We start from the raw sequence: 22,449 nt of genomic DNA, 5'->3' as shown, positions 1-22,449 counted from the left end.
GTCTCTTCCGGCGGTTTCAGTCCTGCTGGTAGTCGGCAATCTGGTTCCCTCCCATCTCATCGATCAGCGCATCCAAGGGCCCGCCCTGACCGATCAGTTCGTGCGGATCGCCCTGGGCCACAATTCGTCCATGCTCCAGCATGATCACCCAGTCCATGTTGGCCAGCCAGTGCAGCCGATGGGTGGCCAGCACTACCAAGTGCCCGTCCATGATAGGCAGCAGGGTCTGCTTCAGGTCGTATTCGGTCTCGATGTCCAGATGGGCTGTGGGCTCGTCAAAGAACAGAATCTCGCGTGAGGGATCCAGAATACCCCTGGCCAAGGCGATTCGCTGGGCCTGGCCGCCGCTGATACCGCGGTTGCCTTCTCCGATTTGGGTGCCCAGACCGTCGGGCAATGTTTTCAGCCAGTCGGTCAGTCCAGCCCGATCAGCTGCACGGACCACTTGGGCATCCTCCGCCTCTTGGTTGTAGAAGCGAATGTTGTCGGCCACAGTACCGTGGAAGATGAAGGGGTTCTGGGGAATGTAGCTGATGTGTCGCTGCCAGGCAGCCACGTTGCAATGCTCCATCTGATGACCATCCAGGTCGATGGTGCCCGCCTTGGGCTGGTCGAAGCCGGCCAGCAGATCCATCAGCGTGGACTTGCCAGCTCCAGAACGACCGACAATGGCCACCTTGGAAAAACCATGCAGGTTGAAGTCCAGACCGCTCAGTGCCAGAGGCTGCTCTTCCGAACCCTCCTCGGACCCATTGATCGGTGAATCCGCGACAGCCTCGACTGCAGCTCCTTGTGGTGCTGTAGAACCGGACTCAGCCGAGACGGCCCCTCCATTACCGCCATGAACCTTGGGTGACTTGGGCCTGCGGCTCTTCTTGCTGGTCTTTTGGCTCTCGGACTTGGCCATGGCATCCATCTGCGCCCCGGCTGAAGCATTGCTCTCTACCGGCTTGGGACCAGGATAGGCGAAGTCGATTCCTTTCAGGTGCAGGTGGCTGTCTTCCTTCCACCCGGACCAGTTCAGCTCCTCCAAGCGCTTGGGCTCTGGCTGGGCCAGCATATCCGCAATATCATCCAAGGCGTTCTTGCCGTTCAGCGTGGCGTGGAAATCATCCCCAAACTGGCGGATGGGCATGAAGTACTCAGGAGCCAGAATCAGGGCCAAGAGGGCTGGAAAGAGCTCCACCTTGGCATTGATCAAATTGTTGCCCAAGAAGACGGCCATGATGGCGATGGCCAAGGTAGCAAAGAAGTCCAGAGCAAAGGTGGAGGTCATGGCCACCCGTATAACGCTCATGGTCCTCTTACGGAAGCGGTCCGAGACCGAATAGATCTCGTCCTCGTACTCCTTGTCAATGCCCAGCATCTTCAGGGTCGGCAGACCAAGCACCGTATCCATGAATCTGGTGTTGAGCTTGCGGAATTGGGCATACTGACGGCTGGAGCGATCCCTGGCCGCCAGACCCAGGATGACCATGAAGAAGATGAGCAGGGGCAGCATGAGAAGGAGGATGAGCCCCGAACCTGCATCCTGAGTCCAAACCACAACCAGGACAATCAATGGAATGAAGATGAGATCCATCATCTTTGGCAGGACCGTCAGTACGTAGGTGCGCACCTCATCAAGCCCATCCACCAACATGGTGACGGCCGAGCCCGTGCCACGCCGAGCCAGAGCCGCTGGCCCCAGCGAGAAGACCTTGTTCTGAATATTGGGTCGCAACTCGGCTACGATGGCGTCGGCACGGTCAGTGGCACAACGATCCTTGGCCACATCGCAGAGCTGTCGACAGGTGTAGGCGGCCAGAAAGATCAGTACCGGCACCACCAACACCTTGAGGTTTTGAAGGTGCCAAATACGCACCAGAGCCAAGGTCAAACCGTAGGCCTGAACCACCACGCCTATTCCCTGGAGCAGGGACAGTGCGGCCAGCAAGCCCAAGGTGGACCGGACTCCGTCGAAACGGAAGAGATTTTTGTCAATCAATGCATTATCCTCCGGATGCGCTCCGGTCCTGCCAGCACTGCCCCCCTGCCTCCTGTGATTTTCAGACGGTCTCAGCCACGGTGGCCGAAGGGGCCACAGGCGAGGTCAAATGGGCACCATCGGTGTCCAGCCGCTTGCGCTGGATGAAGTAGCTCCAGATGAAGTAGGCCAGCATGATGGGCAGGAAGATGCAAAGCACCACGGTCATGATCTTCATGGTCAGCGGCGAGGCCGAGGCATCCTGAATCAGCAGGTTGTGCGCCGGATCATCAGCGATCATCACGCGTGGGAAGAGCCCGTTGAAGATGAAGGCAATGATGGCCATCAGGGTGATGCCTGAGCAGGTGAAGGCATAGCCGCCGTGCTTCTTGAAGACGGCAACGTGGCCTCCAATAACCGATGCCAGGATGATGACGGTGATCAACCAAGTGGACAGCGGACGAGCCTTGTAGAAGTCGGTGTTGAAGATGGCCAGAAGCACGAAGACAACCAGGGCCGGATAGGCGATCCAGTAGGCCTTCTCGCTGACGTTGAGCATCCGGCGGGAATCCATGACGCCCATCTTCAGGCTCAGGAAGTGCAGGCCATGAACGAAGCTGAAGAAGACGACAGCAATGCCACCGACCACGGACAACCAGTTGAACACGTCGAAGAACCCGGGCCAGGCATCGCCGTTCTTATCCATGGGGATGCCCTGGATCAGGCTGGTCAGCATCATGCCCAGGAAGAATGGCGCAAAGAGCGAGCCTATAAAGTTGGCCCACTGCCAGACACCACGCTCACGGCTGGTCAGTGCGTGGGAGGCGAACTCGAATGAAACACCACGCAGAATCAGGGAGACCAGCACCAGGAAGAGCAGAAGGTAATACCCCGAGAAGAGGGAGGCGTACCAAAGCGGGAAAGCGGCGAACATAGCGCCGCCGGCGGTGATCAGCCAGACCTCGTTGCCATCCCAGTGGGGGCCAATGGCCCTCATGAAAGTGGCGCGCTCATCACCGTCGCGGGCCACGAACCTGGTAGCCATGCCAACGCCGAAGTCGAATCCTTCAAGCAGAAGGAATCCCGCAAAAAGCAGACCGATGACAAAGAACCACAAACCTTGTAGAAAACTCATGCTAATGCCACTCTCCTCTCGCTCCTGCCGATCCGCGCACGGGCACGGGGGCCTCCACCGTCCCGACGGAGGCCACAATCGGCCACGGTCTTCGCCGGAATGAGGAGGAGCAGGAGGTAGTCAATGATATCGATGGACGCAGGGCCGATGGCCATCGTCGCCCAGAACGATCCAATCCGAGGCTGGAAAAGGACAAACATGTGCCGCTTCCTCATGACCCGAATCATGTTCGTCCTCCTCTCCCTCGTCGTCTAGCCCCTTGCGTCCCTTGAGACGCTGGTTCAGTTGCTCTCCAACATGGTACGCACGTCAGCCAATTCCAGGACCGACCGCTCGTTCACGATCCACTTCAGAACCGAGACCGCCTTGCCCTTGAGCTTCAGCGTACCCATACGGTCAATTTCGGCAACCCCGGCATGGGGGCCGAGAGAGCACACGGTCCCCAGGCTCCGGAAGGTGAACCGCTGGGGCTCCTGCCCCCGCATTCTGGCGAGGACATTCGCAGCCGCGGTATCAGCCTGGGCCATCGAAATCTGCGCAGTGGTTGGGTAGAGCCGACCCGATTGGGGGTCGGGAACGGCACTGACATCACCCACCAGGAACTCCTCTGGATGCTGCTCCACCGACAGGTCATCCCCGACCACTACACGGTTACGCTTCTGATTATACCCGGAATCAGCAATAACGTGGCTCCCACGCACGCCCGTTGTCCAAATGATCGTGTGGGCCTTGAACTCCTGGTCATTGGAGACCACGGCATCCTGCTTGACCTCGGTGATAGGAGTCGAAGTGTGGAAGTTGACTCCCCGCTTGCGCAGGTAATCCACAGCCCAGTCAACCAAGTCCTTGCTGAACATGGGCAGAATCTTGGGCGAGGCCTCTATGCAGTCCACCTTGACCTGATCCATGGGGAAGCCCAGGCGCTTTGAGAGCTGAGGCAGACGGTAGACCAGCTCGCCCAGGTACTCGATGCTGGTGAAGCCAGCGCCACAGACCACGATGCTCAGATCCAGCGGATCATGGCTGGTCTGGTAGCGGGCCAACGTTTGCTCGAGCTTCTTGCGGGCCGCCAGAGCGGTGTCCACATCAACAAGAGGCCATCCATACTCATCGGCCCCCTTGATGCCGAAGGTTTCGGACTCGAAGCCCAGGGCGTTGACCAGGTAATCATAGGACAGAGGATCGTGATGCTCCAGGCTGACCTTGCGGTTGTCCTGATCGATGCCGACCACCTTGTCAATAATCAGCTCCACCGAATCAGGCAGGGACTTGCGCAGGTCGAAGACCACATCCGCCGGCTCCTTGGTTCCTGCCGCCACCTGGTGCAGCTGGGTGGACTCGTAGTGGTACTCGTTCTTATTGACCAGGACTATATGGGCATCGGTCTTTGCATGAGCCAGCTTCTTGACCACGCGAAGACCCGCATAACCAGCTCCCAACACCATGATTGTCGTCATAATCACACACCTTTACCGAAAAAATCGTACAATGATTCATATACCGGGTGATGTTGCCCGATCAGCCGATGATTGGGTTCCTCACTCAAGCTTCTATGCTCAAAGTATCAGATTCCATCATCGGAAACTCTGACATAGCGGTCTGCCGGGCCTCCTCTTTTTGTTTGCTTGCTCACACCGTGAGCAACTCTCGTGGATACCGCTGGCCGCCGCTTTGCAAACCAGAGGCATTCCTAGAACCCATGGTAATCCGTAAACAAAAGGAGCGGAACACCGTGTCGATGTTCCGCTCCTGAGGATCTCATATCGCTATCGCTCGCTGGGGTACCTGGACTCGAACCAAGAATGGATGAACCAGAATCACCTGTGTTGCCAATTACACCATACCCCAATTGGCTGTGCGACAACCGCTTGGACGGTTGCCACATGTCGTACCCCCGACCGGATTTGGACCGGTGTTGGCGCCGTGAGAGGGCGTAGTCCTAGACCGCTAGACGACGGGGGCTTCACTTTTCGCCGCGTACGAACCCGGTTCAGCAGGTCAGTAGCACAACAAAAAAAATATACCCGCTCAGAGGTTTTGGCGCAAGTTAGACATCCTTCGGAGTGTTGTACTCTTACCCAGGATCTCCAGGGACTCGAACAGAGGCGGCGAGACCCGCCTTCCCGAGACCGCCACCCTGACCGGGCCGAAGGCCAGACGGGGCTTGTATCCGCCCTCATCCACCAGCGCCTGAGTGAGCAAGTCGTGCAGGTGATCGGTCTTCCAGTCCTGGTCGGGCACCTCCTGTAAAGCGGCGATAGCCAGGTCCAGAACCTGCCCAGCCGAGTCCTTGAGCTGTTTGCGGGCATCCGGCTCAGGCTCCAGGTACTCATCCTGGCTGAGCAGACTGCCCACCATGCCGGAGACCTCGCCCAGCAGCCGCACGCGAGGCTGGACCAGAGGGGCGGCAGCACTCAGAATCCGCTGCTCCCGACCACTCAGGTCCTGCCAGCGCTCGGCACTCACCAGCCCATCGCGCTTGAGGTAGGGCAGGGAACGGTTCAGGAAGTCCTGTGGCTCCAGCATACGGATGTGCTCGGCGTTGATGGCTACGGCCTTGTCAATGTCGAAGTGGGCCGGATTGGCCTTGACGTCGCGTATGTCGAAGTGCTCAACCATCTCATCCATGGAGAAGACATCCCGGTCTGGGCCGATGGACCAGCCCAGCAGGGCCAGGTAGTTGAGCAGACCCTCGGGAATGAAGCCATGCTCCCGGTGCAGGAAGAGGTTGGACTCAGGGTCACGCTTGGACAACTTTTTCTTTCCCTGACCCATGACGTAGGGCAGGTGCCCGAACAGGGGCATAGCCCGGGCAATGCCCAGCTTCATCAGGTACCGGTAGAGGACAATCTGCCGGGGGGTGGAGCTGAGCAGATCCTCGCCGCGCAGGACTACATTGATGCGCATCAGGGCATCATCGACCGGATTGGTCAGGGTGTAGAGAGGATCGCCGTTGGGACGCACGATCACATAATCGGGCACGGACCCGGCCTTGAACTCGATATGCCCCCGAATCAGATCGTCGAAGGCGATGTCCTCGTCAGGCATACGGATACGCAGGGCGGGTCGCCGACCCTGATCACGAAAGGCCTGGCGCTGCTCCTCGCTCAGGTCGCGGTCATAGCCGTCGTAGCCGAAAGCGGCAGGACGGCCGGCGGCCAGGTTGCGCTCCTTGATCTCTTCGGCGGTGGAGTAGGACTCGTAGGCGTAGCCGGCATCCAGCAACTGCCGGGCCACATCGCGGTAGATATCGCCGCGCTCGGACTGCCGGTAGGGGCCATCCGGGCCGCCGACTTCCACACCCTCATCCCAGTCCAGCCCCAGCCACTTGAGTGCCTCCAGGATCTGCTGGTAGCTCTCCTCGCTGTCCCGCTGGGCATCGGTGTCCTCGATGCGGAAGACGAAGGTGCCGTGCGAGTGCCGGGCCTGGGCCCAGTTGAAGAGGGCGGTTCGAACCATGCCCACATGCGGGGTGCCGGTCGGCGAAGGGCAGAAGCGGACCCTCAGATCCTTGGGCAGGTCGGGTTTGGCGTCATGATCATGCTCATCAGTCATGACACCCATTGTGCCCCGGCAAGGCGACGTAGACCAATTCAGAGCAGGAGCCGGTATCAGCCCCGTTGCTGCTCCTGCTGCCGGTCCTTGCTGTAGGTCTCCGGGATGAACCTGGTCTGGTCATGCAGTTTGGGCCAGATGACCACCTGGCCCTGCTCCAGGGATCGCGGTACGTCAATGATCCGCTGGTTGTCCGAGCCCCGGAACTGGAGCAGACTGTTCTTCCGATTCTCCAAATAGCGCCCATCCACCAACACGTCAAGGTAGGAGATCAGCTGGGCCTTGTCCGGGGTCTCCCCCGGCCGGTTCAGTTCCTCCCAGGTGTAGCCAGTCCAGCACCAGATGTCCTTCTCGTGGCCGAACTCACGCCGTATCCGCTCCGAAAGGCTGAGCAGTATGGGGGTGTTGAGCAGGGGCTCCCCGCCCAGGTAGGTGATGCCCTGTACATAGGACAGCGACAGGTCCTTGATGATCTGGTCTTCAAGCTGCTGGGTATAGGGGTGCCCAGCGCCGAAGTCCCAGATGGATGCGTTGTAGCACCCCTGGCAGCGGAAGGGGCACCCGCTGACGTAAAGGGAGCAACGGATCCCCTCGCCGTCGGTCATGACCAGTCGCTTGTAATCCGCCACAATTCCCCGGCTGAGCCGACGACCGTCCCACTGGCCGGCCCTGGGATTGTTGGTCAGCACAGAGGGGACCCCAGGACCGCGCCCCTGTTCATCAGCTGCGAAGTCACGGTGGCCGCCTGTCTTTCTCATGGCCCCCTGTTTGTCCGTCATACGGTCCTCCTCATGACAATGGCGGGCCGCAAACTGCCCGGCCCGCCATTGGTTGCGTCTTTTCAGAGCCTATTCGGCCTTGTCGTCGAACCACTCCTTGGTGGATCCGTCCTTGAGGACCACGTGGCCGGTCTCGCCTTCCATGTGCTTGACACGGTGGGCGATCTCCTCGTGCCTGCCGTGGACCATGGGCCGCTGGACGGGGTTGCCCAGATAGCCGCAGGTGCGCTTGGTCACGTTGCACTTGTCGGGGTCATCGTTGCCGCACTCAGGGCACTTGAAGCCCTCTTCGGTGGGCTCGAAATCGCCTTCATAACCGCAGACGAAGCAGTGGTCGATGGGGGTGTTGGTGCCCAGGTAGCCGATGCCGATGTCATAGGCGTAATCCCAGACCGCCTCCAGGGCCTTGGGGTTCTGCTGCATGGAGGGGAACTCGCAGTAGTTGATGAACCCGCCCGAGGCCAGGTAGGGGAAGTCGCGCTCGTAGCTGAGCTTCTCCATGGGGGTGGGCCGCAGCCAGACCGGGTAGTGGAAGCTGTTGGTGTAGAAGTCGTGGTCGGTCACGCCGTCGACTACGCCGAACTTCTCCTTGTCCATCCGGGCGAAGCGGTCGGTCAGCGACTCGGCCGGGGTGGAGTAAACCGAATAGTGGTACCCCTCAGCCTTCTCCCACTGCTTGCAGAGCTGGTTCATCCGGCGCACGATGCTCAGAGCGAATTCCTTGCCTTCCGGATCCCAGGAATGATCCTTCATCCAGTCCTTGCCGTAGAAGACGCTAGTGGCCTCGTAAAGGCCGATGTAGCCCAGCGAGACGGTGGCGCGGCTGTTGCGGAAGAGGGTGTCAACGCTGTCGGTTGGCTTCAGCCTGCCAAAGGCGCCGTACTCGTAGAGGGTGGGAGCATTGATGGGCGTGGCCTGCTTGCAGCGCATGATGCGGAACTGCAGAGCGTGGTGGGCCACCTCCATACGCTGGTCGAAGATCTTCCAGAAGCGATCCTTGTCGCCGCGGGATTCCAGGGCAATGCGAGGGATGTTGACGGTGACGACACCCAGGTTCATGCGGCCGTCCTCTTCGTCCTCGCCCGTCTCGGGATTGGTCCAGGCCTGCAGGAAGGAGCGGCAGCCCATGGGGGCCTTGAAGGAGCCGGTGATCTTGATCAGGTTCTCGTAGAAGACCACGTCAGGGTACATACGCTTGGTCGAGCACTCCAAAGCCAGCTGCTTCATGTCGTAGTTGGGATCGCCCTCGTCCGCGTTGAGGCCGTGCTTGATGGTGAAGACCAGCTTGGGGAAGATGGCGGTGTGGCGATCCTTGCCCAGTCCGCGGATGCGGATCAGGAAGATGGCCCGCTGGATCTCCCGGGCGAACCAGGAGGTGCCCAGACCGAAGCCCACGGTGACGAAGGGGGTCTGCCCGTTGGAGACACGGTTGGAGTTGATCTGGTACTCCATGGTCTGCATGGCATCGTAGATGTTCTTGCGGGTCAGAATCTTGGCGTAGACCTGACGCAGCCGAACGATCTGCGGAGCGTCCAGATCGAAGGGGGCGTCCTCGCCGATGGGTGCACGATCATCCAGGTGCAGCCAGTCGGCCTCCCTGGCCTTGAGGCCGCGGACGACCTCCTTGGCCACGTCGATGGGCTCCTCGTCCGGCAGAACGGCCTCAGCCATGGAATAGTTCTTCTTGTAGTCCAGACGCGCATACTTGTCCAGCATCTCGTCGCAACGGTTGACGGTCTGGCCGCCGTACTGGGAGCCAGCGATGTCCTTGATGATCTGGGTGATCTGCGTGGCAGCCGTGCCGATGGACTTGGGCGAATCCATCATGGCGTTGCCCAGCTCGAAACCGTGGGCCAGCATGTCGCCGAAATCAGGCAGGGAGCAGTTGGTTTCGGCCGTAAAGGGCGAATAGTCCGCGTCATGGAAGTGGATGTCACCCTTCATGTGGGCGTTGGAGACATCCTTGGGCAGCATGGCGAAGGCTGAAGCCTTGGAGACTGCGCCGGCCAGCAGGTCACGCTGGGTGGCGTAGACGTTGGCATCCTTGTTGGCGTTTTCACGCACCAGGGTCTCGTCCTTGCTGGTCAGGCGGTGAACGGCCTCATTGACATCGGTGGCCTTGGCCCGCTGAATGTCGCGGTCAAGACGGTAGGAGGTATAGGAGCGAGCGATCTCGTAAAGGTGGGCATTGACCAAGGCATGCTCGACCAAGGTCTGGATGTCCTCGATCTTGACCGGGTTGGTGTAGCGATCGGTGATCTCGGACTGGACGGTCAGGGCCATATCCCGGATCTGCTGGCGATCCTCAGGGCTGACCTCGTGCTTGACATCCTTGAAGGCGGCTTCGATGGCGTTCATGATGTTGACGGGATCAAAATCGACGATCCGGCCGTCGCGCTTCTCGACCAGAATGCCATCGACAGCATCGCGATCCGAAATGCCACGCTCCTTCACGCTATCGGTCATGACCTCAGTATCCATCGTCACTCCTCATAAGACTCATACGGTTACTCATGTGCAGTTGCTTTGGCGTTTCCAAATTCCAGACTGGAAACGGCGAATCACATGGATGTCATTCTTTGATGACAAGACTCACTCTAGCACGCCGTGACCACCATATGTAGTGTCTGAGGATGATTCGTTGCCTACATTTAGTTATTCACGTGTTTTGTGAACTGAGTCACAAATAGAGGGGTCTGGACAAGGGCGGCAAATGGCCGAAAGGCCATTGGAGGTCATTTCCAGGGACGACACAGCCGCCCGACACGCACATATTTTGTCGAGCCCCGACCCCTGCATCAGGCAGGAACCGACCTAAGCCAACAGACCCCGGGGCACAAAGAGGGTTTGGGTGCGCAGACGGCGATCCACGCTCATGCCCTCAGGAGCCTGCCGCCCCGGCTCGATCATGGACAGGAGCATGTCAACACCCTGGCGACCCATGCGATCCACCTGCTGGGAGATGACCGACACCTGAGGACTGATCAGTTGAAAGACCTCCAGGTCGTCGAAAGAGACCAAGGGCACTCGCGAGCGCTGGTCGCCGTCCCACTCCATGGCAACGGCCTTGATGGCATCGGCAGAGTAGCCGAAGATGACGGCATCCACCCCCTGACCGAGCAGGTGGCGCATGGTCGCGGCCGCGCGGGGGCGATCCTCGAACCCTTGGCGAACCACCAATCCCGTCAGCCCCTGACGGGTCTCTACGCCAGACAGGAAGGCCTGCTCGCGCTCGCGGAAGGTATAGGAGCGGCTCTCTGGGCCCGGAACAAAGGCCACTCGTCTGCATCCCTTCGCTACCAGAGCGTTCAGGGCCGCCTCCAAGCCGGGCACAGGATCGGAATCGACCAAAGGGACACCGGACAGGGTCCGGTCGGGACGATCCACAAAAACCACAGGGAATCCTCGCGACAGCATGGTGCGCAGCATGGGCGACGTGGGCCCATCAGGCACGACCAGAACACCATCCATATGCCGAGATAGAAGGATGCGGTAATAGTCCTCCTGCCTGCTGGCCTGGCACGAGGACACGCCAATCAGGGGCGCGTAGCCCGCCGAGTAGAGCTGGTCCTGGACGGCGTAGACCAGCTCAGAGAAATACGGATTGCGGATATCGGGGACCAGCAGGCCAACGGCATGCGAGCGCGAGGAACGCATGGAACGGGCTCGGCTGTCGGGGATATAGCCCAGCTCCATGGCCGCCCTGCGAACCCTGTCCTTGGTGGGCGGCGAAATGCGCCCCTTGTCGTTGAGCGCCTGGGAGACCGTGGACACGGACATACCCGCCTGCTTGGCCACATCACTGATGGTCACCGACATGGGAACCTCCGTCGACCCCTACCGAGATCGGTTGTCTTGCTCCGAACGAGACCGACAGCGGCCGGCCCGCGCGGACCTCTCGTGATTTTCCAGTATAGAGGCATACGATGCAACCTTTCATCACGGCGAGGCAGGACTGGCGGTCTTGGACTAGAGTGGTCTTGTTCGCGCGGCTGGTGGCAGCAGCCGTGGCACATATCGCAGAATTCCATCGGTCAAGACCGTACCGGATCGTCGCGCGGGCTCCTCACCTTCCCGTAGCGGCCCCGATGCGGATGGGCACCAAGGGTGCCGGAGAGGCAAGGTGACAGTGATGAGCATGTCGAGGAACAGTAGCTTCCGGAGAGTTCCCGGCCACAAACTGATCGTGCGGGCGCTCGCCCTGGCAGCGGCGCTCTGCATGGCGGCTACGAGCGCAGCCTGCGGGGCCAAGGGGGCAGACGACAAGGCCGACGACGGCTCCAAACTGTCCTTCATGCTGGATTGGACGCCCAACACCAATCATGTGGGCATCTACGTGGCCCGGCACCTGGGCTACTTCGACAAGGCCGGCCTGAAGCTGACCATCCTGCCGACGGCCCAGGCAGGAGCCGAGACCTCCGTCCAGAACGGGGTCGCCGACGTAGGCTTCTCCAAGCTGAGCAACCTGGCCACCTTCAACTCCCAGGGAGCCGACCTGCGGCAGGTTTTCAACATAGGCCAGCATTCCGTGGCGCGTTGGTGCTCGCTGGCCTCGCGCACCGACATCCAGACCCCCAAAGACTTCGACGGCAAGACCTTCGTCAGTTTCGGCTCGGCCGAGCAGACGGCCGTAGTCAAGCAGATGATCCGCTATGCAGGCGGCAAGGGCGACTTCAAGCGGGTGACCAGCGGCACCAACACCTTCGCGACCCTGACCAGCGGCAAGGGCGACTTCGCGGGTTTCTACGCCAACTGGGAGGGCGTGGAGAGCGAGCTCAAGGGCCCAGCCCTGCACTGCTTCACCCAGGCCGACTGGGGCGTGCCCGGCAACCCCGACCAGCTGGGCTTCGTGGTCAAGAATTCCTGGCTGCAGCAGGCCGGCCACCGTCGCGCCCTGACGGCATTCGTCAAGGCCTGCCTGAAGGGCTATAACTACGCCCTGAGCCATCCCGACCAGGCGGCGGACATCCTGGTCAAGGAGACCAAGGGGTCGGCCATCGACCCAACCCTGGCCAAGCGCTCCATGGAGAGCATCGTCAAGGAGGGGTACTGGGTTGACAGCCCGAATCAAAAGAGCATCAGCGGACTGATCAATGTCAAGGATGCCCAGGACTATCTGGACTTCCAGTTCAAGGCGGGCACCTACAAGGGTGCCAAGAAGGGCGATCCCAATAAAGCCCCTCAGGCCACTGACCTGTGGACCGATCGCTACGTTCGAGAAGCAGCCGGTCGATGAAGGTAGGGAAGCAGAGCAGAACTCGGGCGCTGCCTCCGACCCTCACTCTGCTGGCGCTCTTGATCATCTGGGAACTGGCATCCCGCCTGGGCGGAGTCAGCGAACAGGCCCTGCCGGCGCCCAGCCGAATCCTGGTTGCCACAGTGCAGTCCCGAGAGGATCTGCTGCCCGCCACCGCCATCACCGCCCTTGAAGGCCTGCTGGGCTTCCTCCTGGCCTCGGTCCTGGGAATAGTGGTCGGTCTGGCTCTCTACAGCTGGCGTACCCTGCATGATGCCCTCTACCCCCTGATCGCCGGCGCTCAGATGATCCCGCTGATCACCATCGCCCCCCTGTTCGTGATCTGGTTCGGGTTCGAGCCCCTGGGCAAGGTGGTCATCGTGGCCGTCTTCGCGCTCTTCCCCATCGTGGTTCAGACCTACCGGGGGCTCAAGTCCGTGCCCCGCTTCTACCAGGACGTGGCGCTGAACTGCGGAGCAACCCGGACATGGACACTCTGGCACGTCAAGCTAAGGGTGGCAGCCGGGCAGATCTTCGGCGGTCTGCGTATCAGCGCCGCCTATGTCTTCGCCACCGCGGCCACCTCGGAGTATCTGGGCGCCAGGAACGGCCTGGGCATATGGCTGCAGTCGGCCTTCAACTCCTTCAGAACCCCACTGATCTTCTCGGCCACCCTGGTCATCATCCTGCTGACCGCCCTCCTGCTGGGCCTGATCACCCTGACCGAGCGGCTACTGCTGGGCGATGCCGGCGATGATCATATGGTCAATCCGGACGACGAGTGAAGAGTACTGCGACAGCAATTACCTACCGAATCTGACAGCTTGGCCCAAGTAAGTGGGACGAGCCCCACATTCCCTTTACTATCCATGACTGGCCGGCAGAAAAACCGGCCTGCCATAATAGGGATATACGGAAACGTCAGATTCCGGATATCAATCGAAGATGAGAGGGACGACATCCATGAACCATCCAGATGATACGAACAACGGGAACCAGCCCCCCAATGACCAGGGCTTCGCCAACGGCTGGCCCCAGAACAATCACGCAAACGGAACCGATTCGGGACCCGCAGCCTACCCGAACCAGCCGCAACCAGACCAACCCGGCTATGCACAAGCAGCTTCTGACCAGAGCGACGTCTACCATCCAATCAGCGAAGCCCAAACACCTGTCAACGATTATCGCCAGGAACAGCCGCAGGGTCAACAGCCAGGCTACAACCAGCAACAGCCCTATGGTCAGCAATACTACGGACAGCAGCAGGCGCCTTACGGTCAAGGTCCGAATCCCGGCCAGCCCAATGGCACAACCCCGTCGGCTGGCTATGCATCGAACAACTCTTATCAAGCACCCGAGGGTTGGACGCAGGAAGGCTACCAGCCCGGACCCCAAGTCCCGCAGTATCCGGCCTACCCCTATGCGAATGCCGGTTTCAACGGCGAGCCGCCACTGAACGCACCCTGGTACGGCATTGACTTCGTAAACGCCTGCAAGCGTTTCTTCGTCAAATATACCGTCTTCTCCGGGAGGGCCTCCCGTGGGGAATTCTGGTGGGCTTTTCTCATGATCTTCCTCATCAACCTTGCGATTCCGATCATCACCTCAGAATCCATCTTTGCGGGACGGGTCGTGTCCTTCGTGGTCACCCTAGGACTTTTCATACCCAATCTGACCGTGAACATACGGCGACTTCATGACACCAATATGTCTGGCTTCTGGATACTCCTACCCTTCGTAAGCGAGCTCGTAGGCAGCATCCCTATGGTCTTCGCCATCGTGGCGATTGCAGACGGGCATCCAGGATCCGCCCTCTCTCTGCTTGGCTTGGGTGCATTGATCATGATTGCCGGAATTGTCGCCTGGGTCATTCTGCTGGCCCGGCCTAGCGATCCACGAGGAGCCCGCTTCGATCGCTGAATCCACCCTGCCCTTCGCCTTGACCGATGCCAAGACGAAGGGCTGAAGGTCTTAAAGTCCTAAAGCTCCACAGGAGGCTTGTTGGGGTCCTCAGGCACATGGGCGAACTTGGCCTGCAGAGCTTCGCGACTCTTGCGTTCGTCGTCCTCCTTGGCCTTGCGCTTGGCTTCCTCGGGGTCCCAGAGCACCTCCTGACGATGGTGGTTCCACTCAGCGCCCACCAGAGGGGCCAGCAGGTCGGCGAAAGCCTCGGGATCATCCAGTAATCCCAAGGCGCGGATGACATCCTCGTTAGACAGGAAGGCCCGGGGAATGCCCAGTCGCTCGTTGAGCTCGTTGACATAGACCAGAATTGGCGCGGCGGTCGCAGCATGGTCAGGGTCAGCGCCTGCACGCTGAAGCAGATCTCGACAAATCATCAGGCTAGTGGCCAGGGCCCGGGCCACTCCCTCCTTGTCCTGCGGAGATTTGGGGGATGTGCCCTGGTCATCCGCGGATTGCTCGGCCTTGGCCACTCCGGTAGCCACCTCCTGCTGCCGGGTCTGATCCCATCCACTGCCCAAGGTTTCAGCCAAATCCGCAAGCATCTTGGACTGGTCGCCCTGCGCCTGTGCGGCGGCCTCAATGGCATCGTTGGCCGCCATGAGTGCATCCACCAAATCCTGGGGACGGCCAGGGATGTCCTCAGCGCCCTCATAGACGTATTCAGCGTCGGGGATGGTCACATCCTCTCCCGTCATCAGTTGCGCCAGCACCATGCTGATGCGCACCTGCAGGTCCTCCGCATATTTGGCGTCGTTGGCCATATGCTCGGCATTCGTCAAGGGCCAAAGGTCCACCAGCCCGGCCCCCTGCTCAGCCGCCTGGGCCACGGCCGGCCGCCCGGCTATCGCCTCCGTGCTTGCCTGTACATCCACCATGATCATCACGCTCCTTCATCGGGTTCTCGGACAGTCATCCACGACAGCATCCTCAGCCATCCTAGGACGCTCAAGCGGTCTTCACACGCCTGCCGCCGGATCCGCATAGGTGATTCCCAGCACTTTACCGGTATCACAGTCCAGGGTAATGGAAGTCACCGATGCCAGGGCGGTGGCTCGAAGGAGCATATTGTGCTCGGGGTGACCGGTCTCCAAAAGATGACGGTACGACCAGATGGGCGACTCATGCGAGACAGCCAGGACCTGTGCGTCAGGATGGCTGCGGACCACCTGCCGGACGAAATCCCCCACTCGTCGGGCGATCTGCCGATAGGACTCCCCCCAGCTGGGACGGCGCAGATCCAGAATCAGCCGCAGGTTGGAGGGTCGCCAGAGGGCCCCCTGCCCGTGACCGATGCGCTTGCCGCGGAATTCGTTGCCGGCCTCGATCAGACGACGGTCGTAAATAGGCTCCAATGGTTTCAAGCCGTGATGGACACGAGCGGGGTTGATCTGCTCAAGCAGGATGGCCGTGGTCTCCCTGGTCCTGTCCAGCGGAGAGGAATAGACGGCTTCCAGATCACGCATGCCAGGAGCTTCGGCCATAAAGCGTGCCGTCGCCTCGACCATGGCCCTGCCCCTGTCGGATAAATGGAATCCTGGCAATCGCTCATAGAGAATATGATCGGGATTATCAACCTGGCCATGACGGACGAAATGAATGGTCGTCGCAGGCACAACCCACCTCCCATGCTCCCCGGCGGGCCCCATAAGTGACCATAGCGGAGGATAGAATTACTACTATCCGAATGGCACCGATCAGGCGCCGATATGGTTACCACTGTAGCAGTCCCCCCAGTAGCCCCACATCCCTTCATGCGTCTGGAAGGCCCTGCGGAAAAACATGCTTCGGGACCGTGAAAACACCCAAGGAAAGCGAGACGAACAGCCCATGCCACGGCAATTGAAGGCGGCTTTGATCGAAGCCGGTCACAGGGTCTTCGGAGGTTACTCGGCGCTCCTGCGGCTGCCTCATACGGCGCGGTTCGCGGTGGGGTCGGTCATCGCCTCCATGCCCTTCCCCATGGTGGGCATGACCATCACCATCTCGGTGCAGCACTACTACGGCAGCTATTCCCTGGCCGGCGCCCTGACCGCCATCCAGGCCGTGGCTCTGGCCCTGGTCAGCCCCATGCTGGGCAAGATGGTCGATAAGTTCGGTCAGCGGCAGGTCTCCATTCCCACGGTTCTGGTCTGGATCGTGGCCGCCACGGTCCTGATCACAGCCATCACCGCCCACGCTCCCACCTGGGTGCTCTACCTGGTCACCCCCTTCATGGCAGCCATTCCGCCCTGGGGAGCCATGAGCCGTAGCCGGTGGACACATCTGCTGCGCGGCGACCACCGAGCCACCAACCAGGCCCTATCCCTGTCAGGGGTTTTCGACGAGGCCATGTGGGTAATCGGCAATCCCCTGGCCTCCATCCTGGCGGTCATCTCAGGCGTGCTGGCTTTCTCCTTCACCGGAATCTGCGTGCTGGTGGGAGCCTTTATGTTTCTCTCCTGCCGGGAAACCGAGCCGCCTTCGCAGACGGACATGGCCCGCGCCCAGGGCATCACCCGTAAGGAATACCGGGAGCGGCAGGCTCAGCAGGTGGCACGTCTGCGGGACCAGGAGGGCGGCAACGGCCGTAGTGGCGCCTTCTGGAGTGCCGGCATGATCGCCGTCTGCGCCACCTGGTTCGGCCTGGGAGCCTTCCAGAGCGCCGCATCCATCTCCATCATCGCCTTCGCCACCGAGCAGGGGATGAAACAGATGACCGGGTTCGTCTTTGCCTGCTTCTCCTTCAGCTCCCTGGTCGGCGCCCTGCTTTACGGGGCTAAGAACTGGACCATCCCCCTCTGGAAGCGTTTCTACTTCTGCCTGCTGGTGGTCAACCTGGGCATCGGAACCTTCATGTTCGCCAGGAACCTATGGACCATCATGATCATCTACCTGATCATCGGCGTCTGCCAGGCACCCACCTGGATCAACGGCAACCAGCTCATGCTCCACCTGGTGCCGCCCATCCGCTTCACCGAAGGCATGGCCTGGCTGAGCGCCATGAATTCGATCGGATCCTCGGCGGGTTCGGCTGTGGCCGGGCAGTTCATCGACCGTTACGGATCCCAAGGCGGGTTCGGGGTGGTCACTACTCTGGCTCTGACCTCGCTGGCCATCGCCTTTGTAGGCTTCCGTCAAATCCGCAACAGCACCGAGGACCCCATACTGACCGAGCTGCCTGCCTGAGGGCGCAACGTAAGGCTTTTGCGCACAAGCGGCTCCCGCTACCCCGTGAGCACAGGATGAATGATTGAATGGGCTATCGTGCGTAGATTAATCGGACAGCTGCTCAAGTTCGGCATCGTGGGCGTCATCGCCTTCCTGATTGACATCGGCATCATGAACCTGCTGATCATGGGGCCGCACCTGAACAACGTCCTGGCAGGGGCCATCTCTTTCCTGATCTCCCTGGTCTTCAACTATCTGGCCAGCATGCGCTATGTCTTCAAACACCGGGAGGACATGGCCCGGTGGATGGAGATGGTAGTCTTTCTGGTCTCCTCGGTGATCGGCCTGGGGATCAACGAGGTGATCCTGTGGATGGGCACTGCCATGCTGCCGCCGGACGCCATCACCACCATGCACGCCCGTTACCTGCTCTACGCCAACATCGCCAAGATCACAGCCACCGTGGTGGTGGCCATCTGGAACTTCCTGATCCGCAAGTGGCTGCTGGACGCGCCAGCACCCGACAAGCCGGTCAACCCCCGTTCTGTGGCCCACCGTCTGGGGGCATGGTCCCTGAGTCATCGTCCCTTCGGCTGGCGCTAAGCCACCCTGCCCGGTCGAGGCTACTATGGGACGGGAATAGTCAGCCATCCGGCATACGGACCGAGTTCATCCTGATTGGTCATACCGGACGGATCGGAAAGGAAGCGCCATGCCCGTCATCCACACCCATGTAAGCACACCCATCACCGCCGAACAGCGCGAACGGATCAAGACCGCCTACGGCAAGGCCATCACCGCCGTCCCCGGCAAGTCCGAGGGCTGGCTCATGTGCCCCTTCGAGTCGGACATGCCCATCTACTTCGGGGGTAATGACAGCAAGCCTGCCGCCTATGTGGAGGTCAACGTCTTCGGCAGTGAGGTACCCAAGTCTGCCTGGGAAAGCCTGACCAAGACCATCATGGACACGCTGGAATCCGAGCTGTCCATTCCCAAGGACCGCACCTACATCCGCTATACGGCCACTACCGACTGGGGTTGGAACGGCGGCAATTTCTAGGCGAGTAGTCCCTTGTAACGCATAAGGAGGCCTTCCCGCGCATATACCTGCTGCGGGAAGGCCTCCTGCTTAAGCCCAGATCCCTATTTCAAAAAGGATCGTTATGGGATAGGTCAGATTTACTACTCTGCGACGACCTTGACTGTGAAAGCGGCCGAGATCTCGGGGTGCAGGGCCACGGTGGCCGGGAACTCTCCGGTGGTCTTGATGGTCTCCACGGAGATGGAGCGGGGATCCACATCGGCCAAGGGGCGAAGAGCCTGGGCGATGGCATCATTGGAGATGCCGCCGAAGAGCTTGCCCGAATCGGACACCTTGGCTGCGATCTCGACGGTCTGGCCATCGATGGCGGTCTTGGCCGCCACGGCATCCTCACGGGTGGCCATGGACTTGGCCCGACGTGCCCGCTGCAGGGATTCAATCTGCGCAGCGGCGCCCTTGGACCAGGCGAAAGCCAGACCCTGGGGAATCAGAAAGTTGCGTGCATAGCCGGGCTTGACCCCGACAACGTCGCCCTTATGACCCAGATCGGTCACGGTATCGGTCAGAATTACCTTGGTTTCCTTTGCCATAATCCGAACCTCCCTCAGCGACCGTTGGTGGCGTAGGGCAGCAGAGCCATCTCGCGGGCGTTCTTGATAGCCTTGGAGATCTCGCGCTGCTCCTGGACGGTGACACCGGTGATGCGGCGGGAACGGATCTTGCCGCGGTCAGAGATGAACTTGCGCAGCAGAGCCACATCCTTGTAATCGATGGTATGAATCTTGGCAGCCCTCAGAGGATTCGGCTTCTTCTTGAAGGGCTTGACCGGTGGTTGCGGCCTTTTACGTGACATTGGTACTCCTTAAATGAATGATGACGCTATGAAACTTCAGAACTCGGGATCGTCTCCAGAACCACCGAACTCGCCGGTGGACCCAAAGGATCCGAAGGAATCGCCGGATCCGGTCGATGACCAAGGATCCTGGGCCGGGGCCTGCTGGCTCTGCACTGGCTGCTGACGACCCATAGGGGCCGATGCCGCGCTGGCGCCGCCCTGGTAGGATGCCCCACCCTGGTAGCCGCCGTTGTTGGATCCAGCGAAACCGCCGCGAGATCCTCCGCCACCGGTGTTGGCGTTCCTGGTGACCTGAGCGGTGTTCCGTGTCAGTGCAGGTCCGATTTCGTCCAGACGCAGCTCCACAACCGTGCGGTTGTTGCCCTCACGATCCTGATAGGAGCGCTGCACCAGACGACCCTGGGCGATTACCCTCATGCCCTTGGTCAGGCTGGCCTGAATGTTGGAGGCCATGGGACTGTAGGTGGAATCCCAGGCCGAGCAACGCATGAAGAGCGAGTCGCCGTCCTCCCACTGCCCAGAGTTCCTGTTGAACTGCCTGGGCGTGGACGCGATGGTCAGGTTGGCCACCGTGCCTCCGTTGGAGGTCGTACGCACCTCCGGATCCGCAGTGAGATTACCCACCACGGTGATGTATGTATCTCCCGCCATGTCACGACCTTTCCTCGGAATGAGGACTTGGGAATGGGCCTACTGGGGCGAATCCCGCACCCTTGGACCTTCGACGCGAGAACTGGAGGTCAGCCGACGCTTCGATGTCCTTTTGCTGTTTGCTTACTTGTCATCCTTGCGAAGAATCTTGGTGCGGATGACGGACTCGTTCAGGTTGAGCACACGATCGAGCTCAGCGCTGGCGGCAGGCTCGCAGGTGTATTCGACCACCACGTAGTTGCCTTCCTTGTGCTTGTCGATCTCATAGGCCAGCTTGCGACGGCCCCAGACGTCGATGTTGTCGACAGAGCCGCCTTCCTTGGTGACCACCTCGAGATACTGGTCGGTCAGCTTCTTCAGCGAGCGCTCATCCATGGCCGGATCGGCAATGAACATCAATTCATACTTATGCGCAGACATCACCCACCTCCTTTGGACTTACAGGTCACGGACCTTCCGTGACAGGAGGGTGTTTAAAGCCGGCGGACCGGCTTGTATGTAACACCGGAACCACCAAACAATGTTTCTATAATATACTGCTAGCCGGACTGAACCACGGCAGGGATGCTGAACAAACAATCATTTACTTCACATCCCATTAGAAACCATCTGTCTACGATTTGCCGTTGCCGCTGTAAAGCACAGACAAATCGGTATGGAGAAGGAGGAGACTTACAAGCATTAAATACCGCTCGGTTCTCCGCACAGTACAAGATCATGAGAAGGCTCCACTAGACTGGCTGCTATGACAGTTAGCCAAGACCTGGTATCCATCATCATCCCTGTGTACAACTCGGCCCAGTACTTGCCATACTGCCTTGATTCCATCTGCGGGCAGACCTACCAACACCTGCAGATTATTCTCGTGGACGATGGATCCACAGACGGATCCAGCGACATTTGTAACCGATACGCGGCCCGAGATCATCGCATCCAGGTGATACACCAGGAAAACCAAGGCATCTCCATAGCCCAAAACGCAGGGCTTGATGCCAGCAAGGGCCGCTATTTGGCTTTCGCTGACAACGACGATGTCCTTGACAGGAGAAACATCGAGCTACTTCTCCACGCCCTGAAATCTACTGATGCCGACATGAGCAAAGCCAGATGGCAGCAATTTGGCTCTTCCCAAATGGGATTTATCGCCAATGAAGCCGCTCACGGTGCTGCCACACCCAGGAGCATCAAGGTTTTCACCAACCCCCTCAAGGCCTATCAAACCTACTTCTGCAAGAGTCTTCGGATCTTTATGGACATGACGGACAAATCTGGTGAGGCAAGGTATTTCAACGAGGCCAATTGGTGCAGACTCTACAAAGCTGGGCTGTGGGAAGGCATTCGCTTCCCCCCCGGCCGCTATGCGCAGGACATCATGGTGGCTGGCCCGCTATACCGACGAATGTCTAAGGTAGCAGACATTGATACGGTTCTGTACTACTGGCTGCAGTCTCCCTCGTCCGTAACGCATGCCCTCCGCAGTATGAACTTCTACCGAGATAACGTCGCTGCAGGCCTGACAAATTTCAAACTAGCTCTTGAAAATGGGATCACTCCTATGCGTAGCTACTACTCTATTTGGGATGGGCTCCGGTCGGAAACCGCTGCAGCAGGGTCAGACCCGGAAAACCAGCAGAAGCTGCGTCTAGACCGGAAGCGAGCCGGTGCCCTCTTCCAGAGCATGGGGCTTTCCCAGAGAATCCGTTGCACCATCTCGACCTGGGTCAGGCATCTAGAAAAGCTGGTCTATGACGCCCGGATCAAAAATATGGCCTAGCCGGCTGGATGTTCAGTCCTCTCGGATCCAAAAGTTACCTGAAGTTCTGGAGAGATTGGGGTTGTAGTAGGGATCGTTTTCAACCGCCTCGACGTGTTTGCATCGGAAAACCTCCGACTCTCTTTCCAACCTCGCCCTTTTCTGCTTGTCCTTGGCATCGCTTCCCCGGGTCACCGATTCGAAATGGTAGAGCTCAGCCTCATGGGCCCAGACATTGTCCTTGCCCAGCTGATCATGAATACGCGCACACAAATCAACGTCGTTGTATGCAATCGCCAGATCCTCATCAAAACCGGACACAGCTTGGAAATCCTTGGCCTTGACCATACAACATGCCGCCGTT

Annotated in this window: 21 protein-coding genes and 2 tRNA genes; 7 read left to right on the top strand and 16 right to left on the bottom strand. The window is 59.8% G+C overall.

Features of this window, described 5'->3' with window-relative positions; genetic code table 11:
• Nucleotides 1–16: 16 nt before the first annotated feature.
• The 9 genes from P273_RS09565 to P273_RS0106165 all read right to left on the bottom strand — a co-directional run bounded on the left by P273_RS09565 (nucleotide 17) and on the right by P273_RS0106165 (nucleotide 11,254).
• The gene (locus P273_RS09565) at nucleotides 17–1,987 is read right to left on the bottom strand and encodes an ABC transporter ATP-binding protein/permease (protein WP_024627598.1); all 1,971 of its coding nucleotides are present in this window, start codon (nucleotides 1,985–1,987) and stop codon (nucleotides 17–19) included.
• Nucleotides 1,988–2,048: 61 nt separating this feature from the next.
• Entirely contained in the window at nucleotides 2,049–3,101 is a 1,053-nt protein-coding gene (gene cydB / locus P273_RS0106205) for a cytochrome d ubiquinol oxidase subunit II (RefSeq protein ID WP_024627597.1), read from the bottom strand.
• 281 nt (nucleotides 3,102–3,382) lie between these two features.
• Nucleotides 3,383–4,558, bottom strand: a complete 1,176-nt coding sequence (locus P273_RS0106195) for an NAD(P)/FAD-dependent oxidoreductase (RefSeq protein ID WP_024627595.1) — start codon at nucleotides 4,556–4,558, stop codon at nucleotides 3,383–3,385.
• Nucleotides 4,559–4,877: 319 nt separating this feature from the next.
• A tRNA-Gln gene (locus P273_RS0106190) sits at nucleotides 4,878–4,949 on the bottom strand.
• Nucleotides 4,950–4,990: 41 nt separating this feature from the next.
• A tRNA-Glu gene (locus tag P273_RS0106185) sits at nucleotides 4,991–5,063 on the bottom strand.
• Between the two features lie 66 nt (nucleotides 5,064–5,129).
• Nucleotides 5,130–6,656, bottom strand: coding sequence for a glutamate--tRNA ligase (gltX, locus tag P273_RS0106180; RefSeq protein ID WP_024627594.1), 1,527 nt, complete (start codon nucleotides 6,654–6,656; stop codon nucleotides 5,130–5,132).
• A 56-nt stretch (nucleotides 6,657–6,712) separates the two neighbouring features.
• A complete protein-coding gene (gene nrdG, locus P273_RS0106175; RefSeq protein WP_081709293.1) occupies nucleotides 6,713–7,435 on the bottom strand; it encodes an anaerobic ribonucleoside-triphosphate reductase activating protein in 723 nt (240 codons plus the stop codon).
• A 69-nt stretch (nucleotides 7,436–7,504) separates the two neighbouring features.
• Nucleotides 7,505–9,901 (bottom strand): anaerobic ribonucleoside-triphosphate reductase, encoded by a 2,397-nt coding sequence (gene nrdD, locus P273_RS0106170; protein ID WP_034524928.1) that lies wholly within the window; start codon nucleotides 9,899–9,901, stop codon nucleotides 7,505–7,507.
• Nucleotides 9,902–10,249: 348 nt separating this feature from the next.
• Entirely contained in the window at nucleotides 10,250–11,254 is a 1,005-nt protein-coding gene (locus tag P273_RS0106165) for a LacI family DNA-binding transcriptional regulator (protein WP_024627591.1), read from the bottom strand.
• Nucleotides 11,255–11,573: 319 nt separating this feature from the next.
• On the opposite strand from P273_RS0106165, the gene P273_RS0106160 reads away from it, so the two are divergent.
• The 3 genes from P273_RS0106160 (at nucleotide 11,574) to P273_RS0106150 (ending at nucleotide 14,591) form a co-directional block, all read left to right on the top strand.
• Complete coding sequence (locus tag P273_RS0106160) at nucleotides 11,574–12,671, top strand: ABC transporter substrate-binding protein (RefSeq protein ID WP_172637252.1); 1,098 nt, start codon at nucleotides 11,574–11,576, stop codon at nucleotides 12,669–12,671.
• Complete coding sequence (locus P273_RS0106155) at nucleotides 12,668–13,456, top strand: ABC transporter permease (RefSeq protein WP_024627590.1); 789 nt, start codon at nucleotides 12,668–12,670, stop codon at nucleotides 13,454–13,456. The genes P273_RS0106160 and P273_RS0106155 overlap by 4 nt, the downstream gene beginning before the upstream one ends.
• Nucleotides 13,457–13,634: 178 nt before the next feature.
• Nucleotides 13,635–14,591, top strand: coding sequence for a DUF805 domain-containing protein (locus tag P273_RS0106150; protein ID WP_024627589.1), 957 nt, complete (start codon nucleotides 13,635–13,637; stop codon nucleotides 14,589–14,591).
• Nucleotides 14,592–14,650: 59 nt separating this feature from the next.
• Here P273_RS0106150 and P273_RS0106145 read toward each other — a convergent pair whose 3' ends face one another.
• On the bottom strand, nucleotides 14,651–15,511 hold the full coding sequence (locus P273_RS0106145) for a hypothetical protein (protein ID WP_155804710.1): 861 nt from the start codon (nucleotides 15,509–15,511) through the stop codon (nucleotides 14,651–14,653).
• Nucleotides 15,512–15,592: 81 nt separating this feature from the next.
• A complete protein-coding gene (locus P273_RS0106140; protein ID WP_024627587.1) occupies nucleotides 15,593–16,249 on the bottom strand; it encodes a histidine phosphatase family protein in 657 nt (218 codons plus the stop codon).
• A 214-nt stretch (nucleotides 16,250–16,463) separates the two neighbouring features.
• On the opposite strand from P273_RS0106140, the gene P273_RS0106135 reads away from it, so the two are divergent.
• The 3 genes from P273_RS0106135 to P273_RS0106125 all read left to right on the top strand — a co-directional run bounded on the left by P273_RS0106135 (nucleotide 16,464) and on the right by P273_RS0106125 (nucleotide 18,843).
• Nucleotides 16,464–17,801, top strand: a complete 1,338-nt coding sequence (locus P273_RS0106135; protein WP_024627586.1) for an MFS transporter — start codon at nucleotides 16,464–16,466, stop codon at nucleotides 17,799–17,801.
• A gap of 78 nt (nucleotides 17,802–17,879) precedes the next feature.
• Nucleotides 17,880–18,386: a GtrA family protein gene (locus P273_RS0106130; RefSeq protein ID WP_024627585.1), complete on the top strand. Its 507-nt coding sequence runs from the start codon at nucleotides 17,880–17,882 to the stop codon at nucleotides 18,384–18,386.
• 109 nt (nucleotides 18,387–18,495) lie between these two features.
• Nucleotides 18,496–18,843: a phenylpyruvate tautomerase MIF-related protein gene (locus tag P273_RS0106125; RefSeq protein ID WP_024627584.1), complete on the top strand. Its 348-nt coding sequence runs from the start codon at nucleotides 18,496–18,498 to the stop codon at nucleotides 18,841–18,843.
• A gap of 122 nt (nucleotides 18,844–18,965) precedes the next feature.
• Here P273_RS0106125 and rplI read toward each other — a convergent pair whose 3' ends face one another.
• The 4 genes from rplI to rpsF all read right to left on the bottom strand — a co-directional run bounded on the left by rplI (nucleotide 18,966) and on the right by rpsF (nucleotide 20,752).
• Complete coding sequence (gene rplI / locus P273_RS0106120; protein ID WP_024627583.1) at nucleotides 18,966–19,415, bottom strand: 50S ribosomal protein L9; 450 nt, start codon at nucleotides 19,413–19,415, stop codon at nucleotides 18,966–18,968.
• A gap of 14 nt (nucleotides 19,416–19,429) precedes the next feature.
• Nucleotides 19,430–19,678, bottom strand: a complete 249-nt coding sequence (gene rpsR, locus P273_RS0106115) for a 30S ribosomal protein S18 (RefSeq protein WP_015021310.1) — start codon at nucleotides 19,676–19,678, stop codon at nucleotides 19,430–19,432.
• Between the two features lie 36 nt (nucleotides 19,679–19,714).
• Nucleotides 19,715–20,332, bottom strand: coding sequence for a single-stranded DNA-binding protein (locus tag P273_RS0106110; protein WP_024627582.1), 618 nt, complete (start codon nucleotides 20,330–20,332; stop codon nucleotides 19,715–19,717).
• 123 nt (nucleotides 20,333–20,455) lie between these two features.
• Nucleotides 20,456–20,752: a 30S ribosomal protein S6 gene (rpsF, locus tag P273_RS0106105; protein ID WP_024627581.1), complete on the bottom strand. Its 297-nt coding sequence runs from the start codon at nucleotides 20,750–20,752 to the stop codon at nucleotides 20,456–20,458.
• Between the two features lie 325 nt (nucleotides 20,753–21,077).
• Between rpsF and P273_RS0106100 the strand changes: the two genes are divergently transcribed.
• Nucleotides 21,078–22,106 (top strand): glycosyltransferase, encoded by a 1,029-nt coding sequence (locus P273_RS0106100; RefSeq protein WP_024627580.1) that lies wholly within the window; start codon nucleotides 21,078–21,080, stop codon nucleotides 22,104–22,106.
• A gap of 12 nt (nucleotides 22,107–22,118) precedes the next feature.
• On the opposite strand, the gene P273_RS0106095 is transcribed toward P273_RS0106100, so the two are convergent.
• Nucleotides 22,119–22,449, bottom strand: a 331-nt coding sequence (locus tag P273_RS0106095) for a glycosyltransferase family 2 protein (RefSeq protein ID WP_216476360.1), incomplete at its 5' end; no start/stop codon positions are given.

The organism is Bifidobacterium sp. A11, from assembly GCF_000499185.1.
Lineage (GTDB): Bacteria > Actinomycetota > Actinomycetes > Actinomycetales > Bifidobacteriaceae > Bombiscardovia > Bombiscardovia mizhiensis.
Note: the sequence above shows the minus strand (reverse complement) of the source record. Positions and strands in the feature narration are given on the sequence as shown.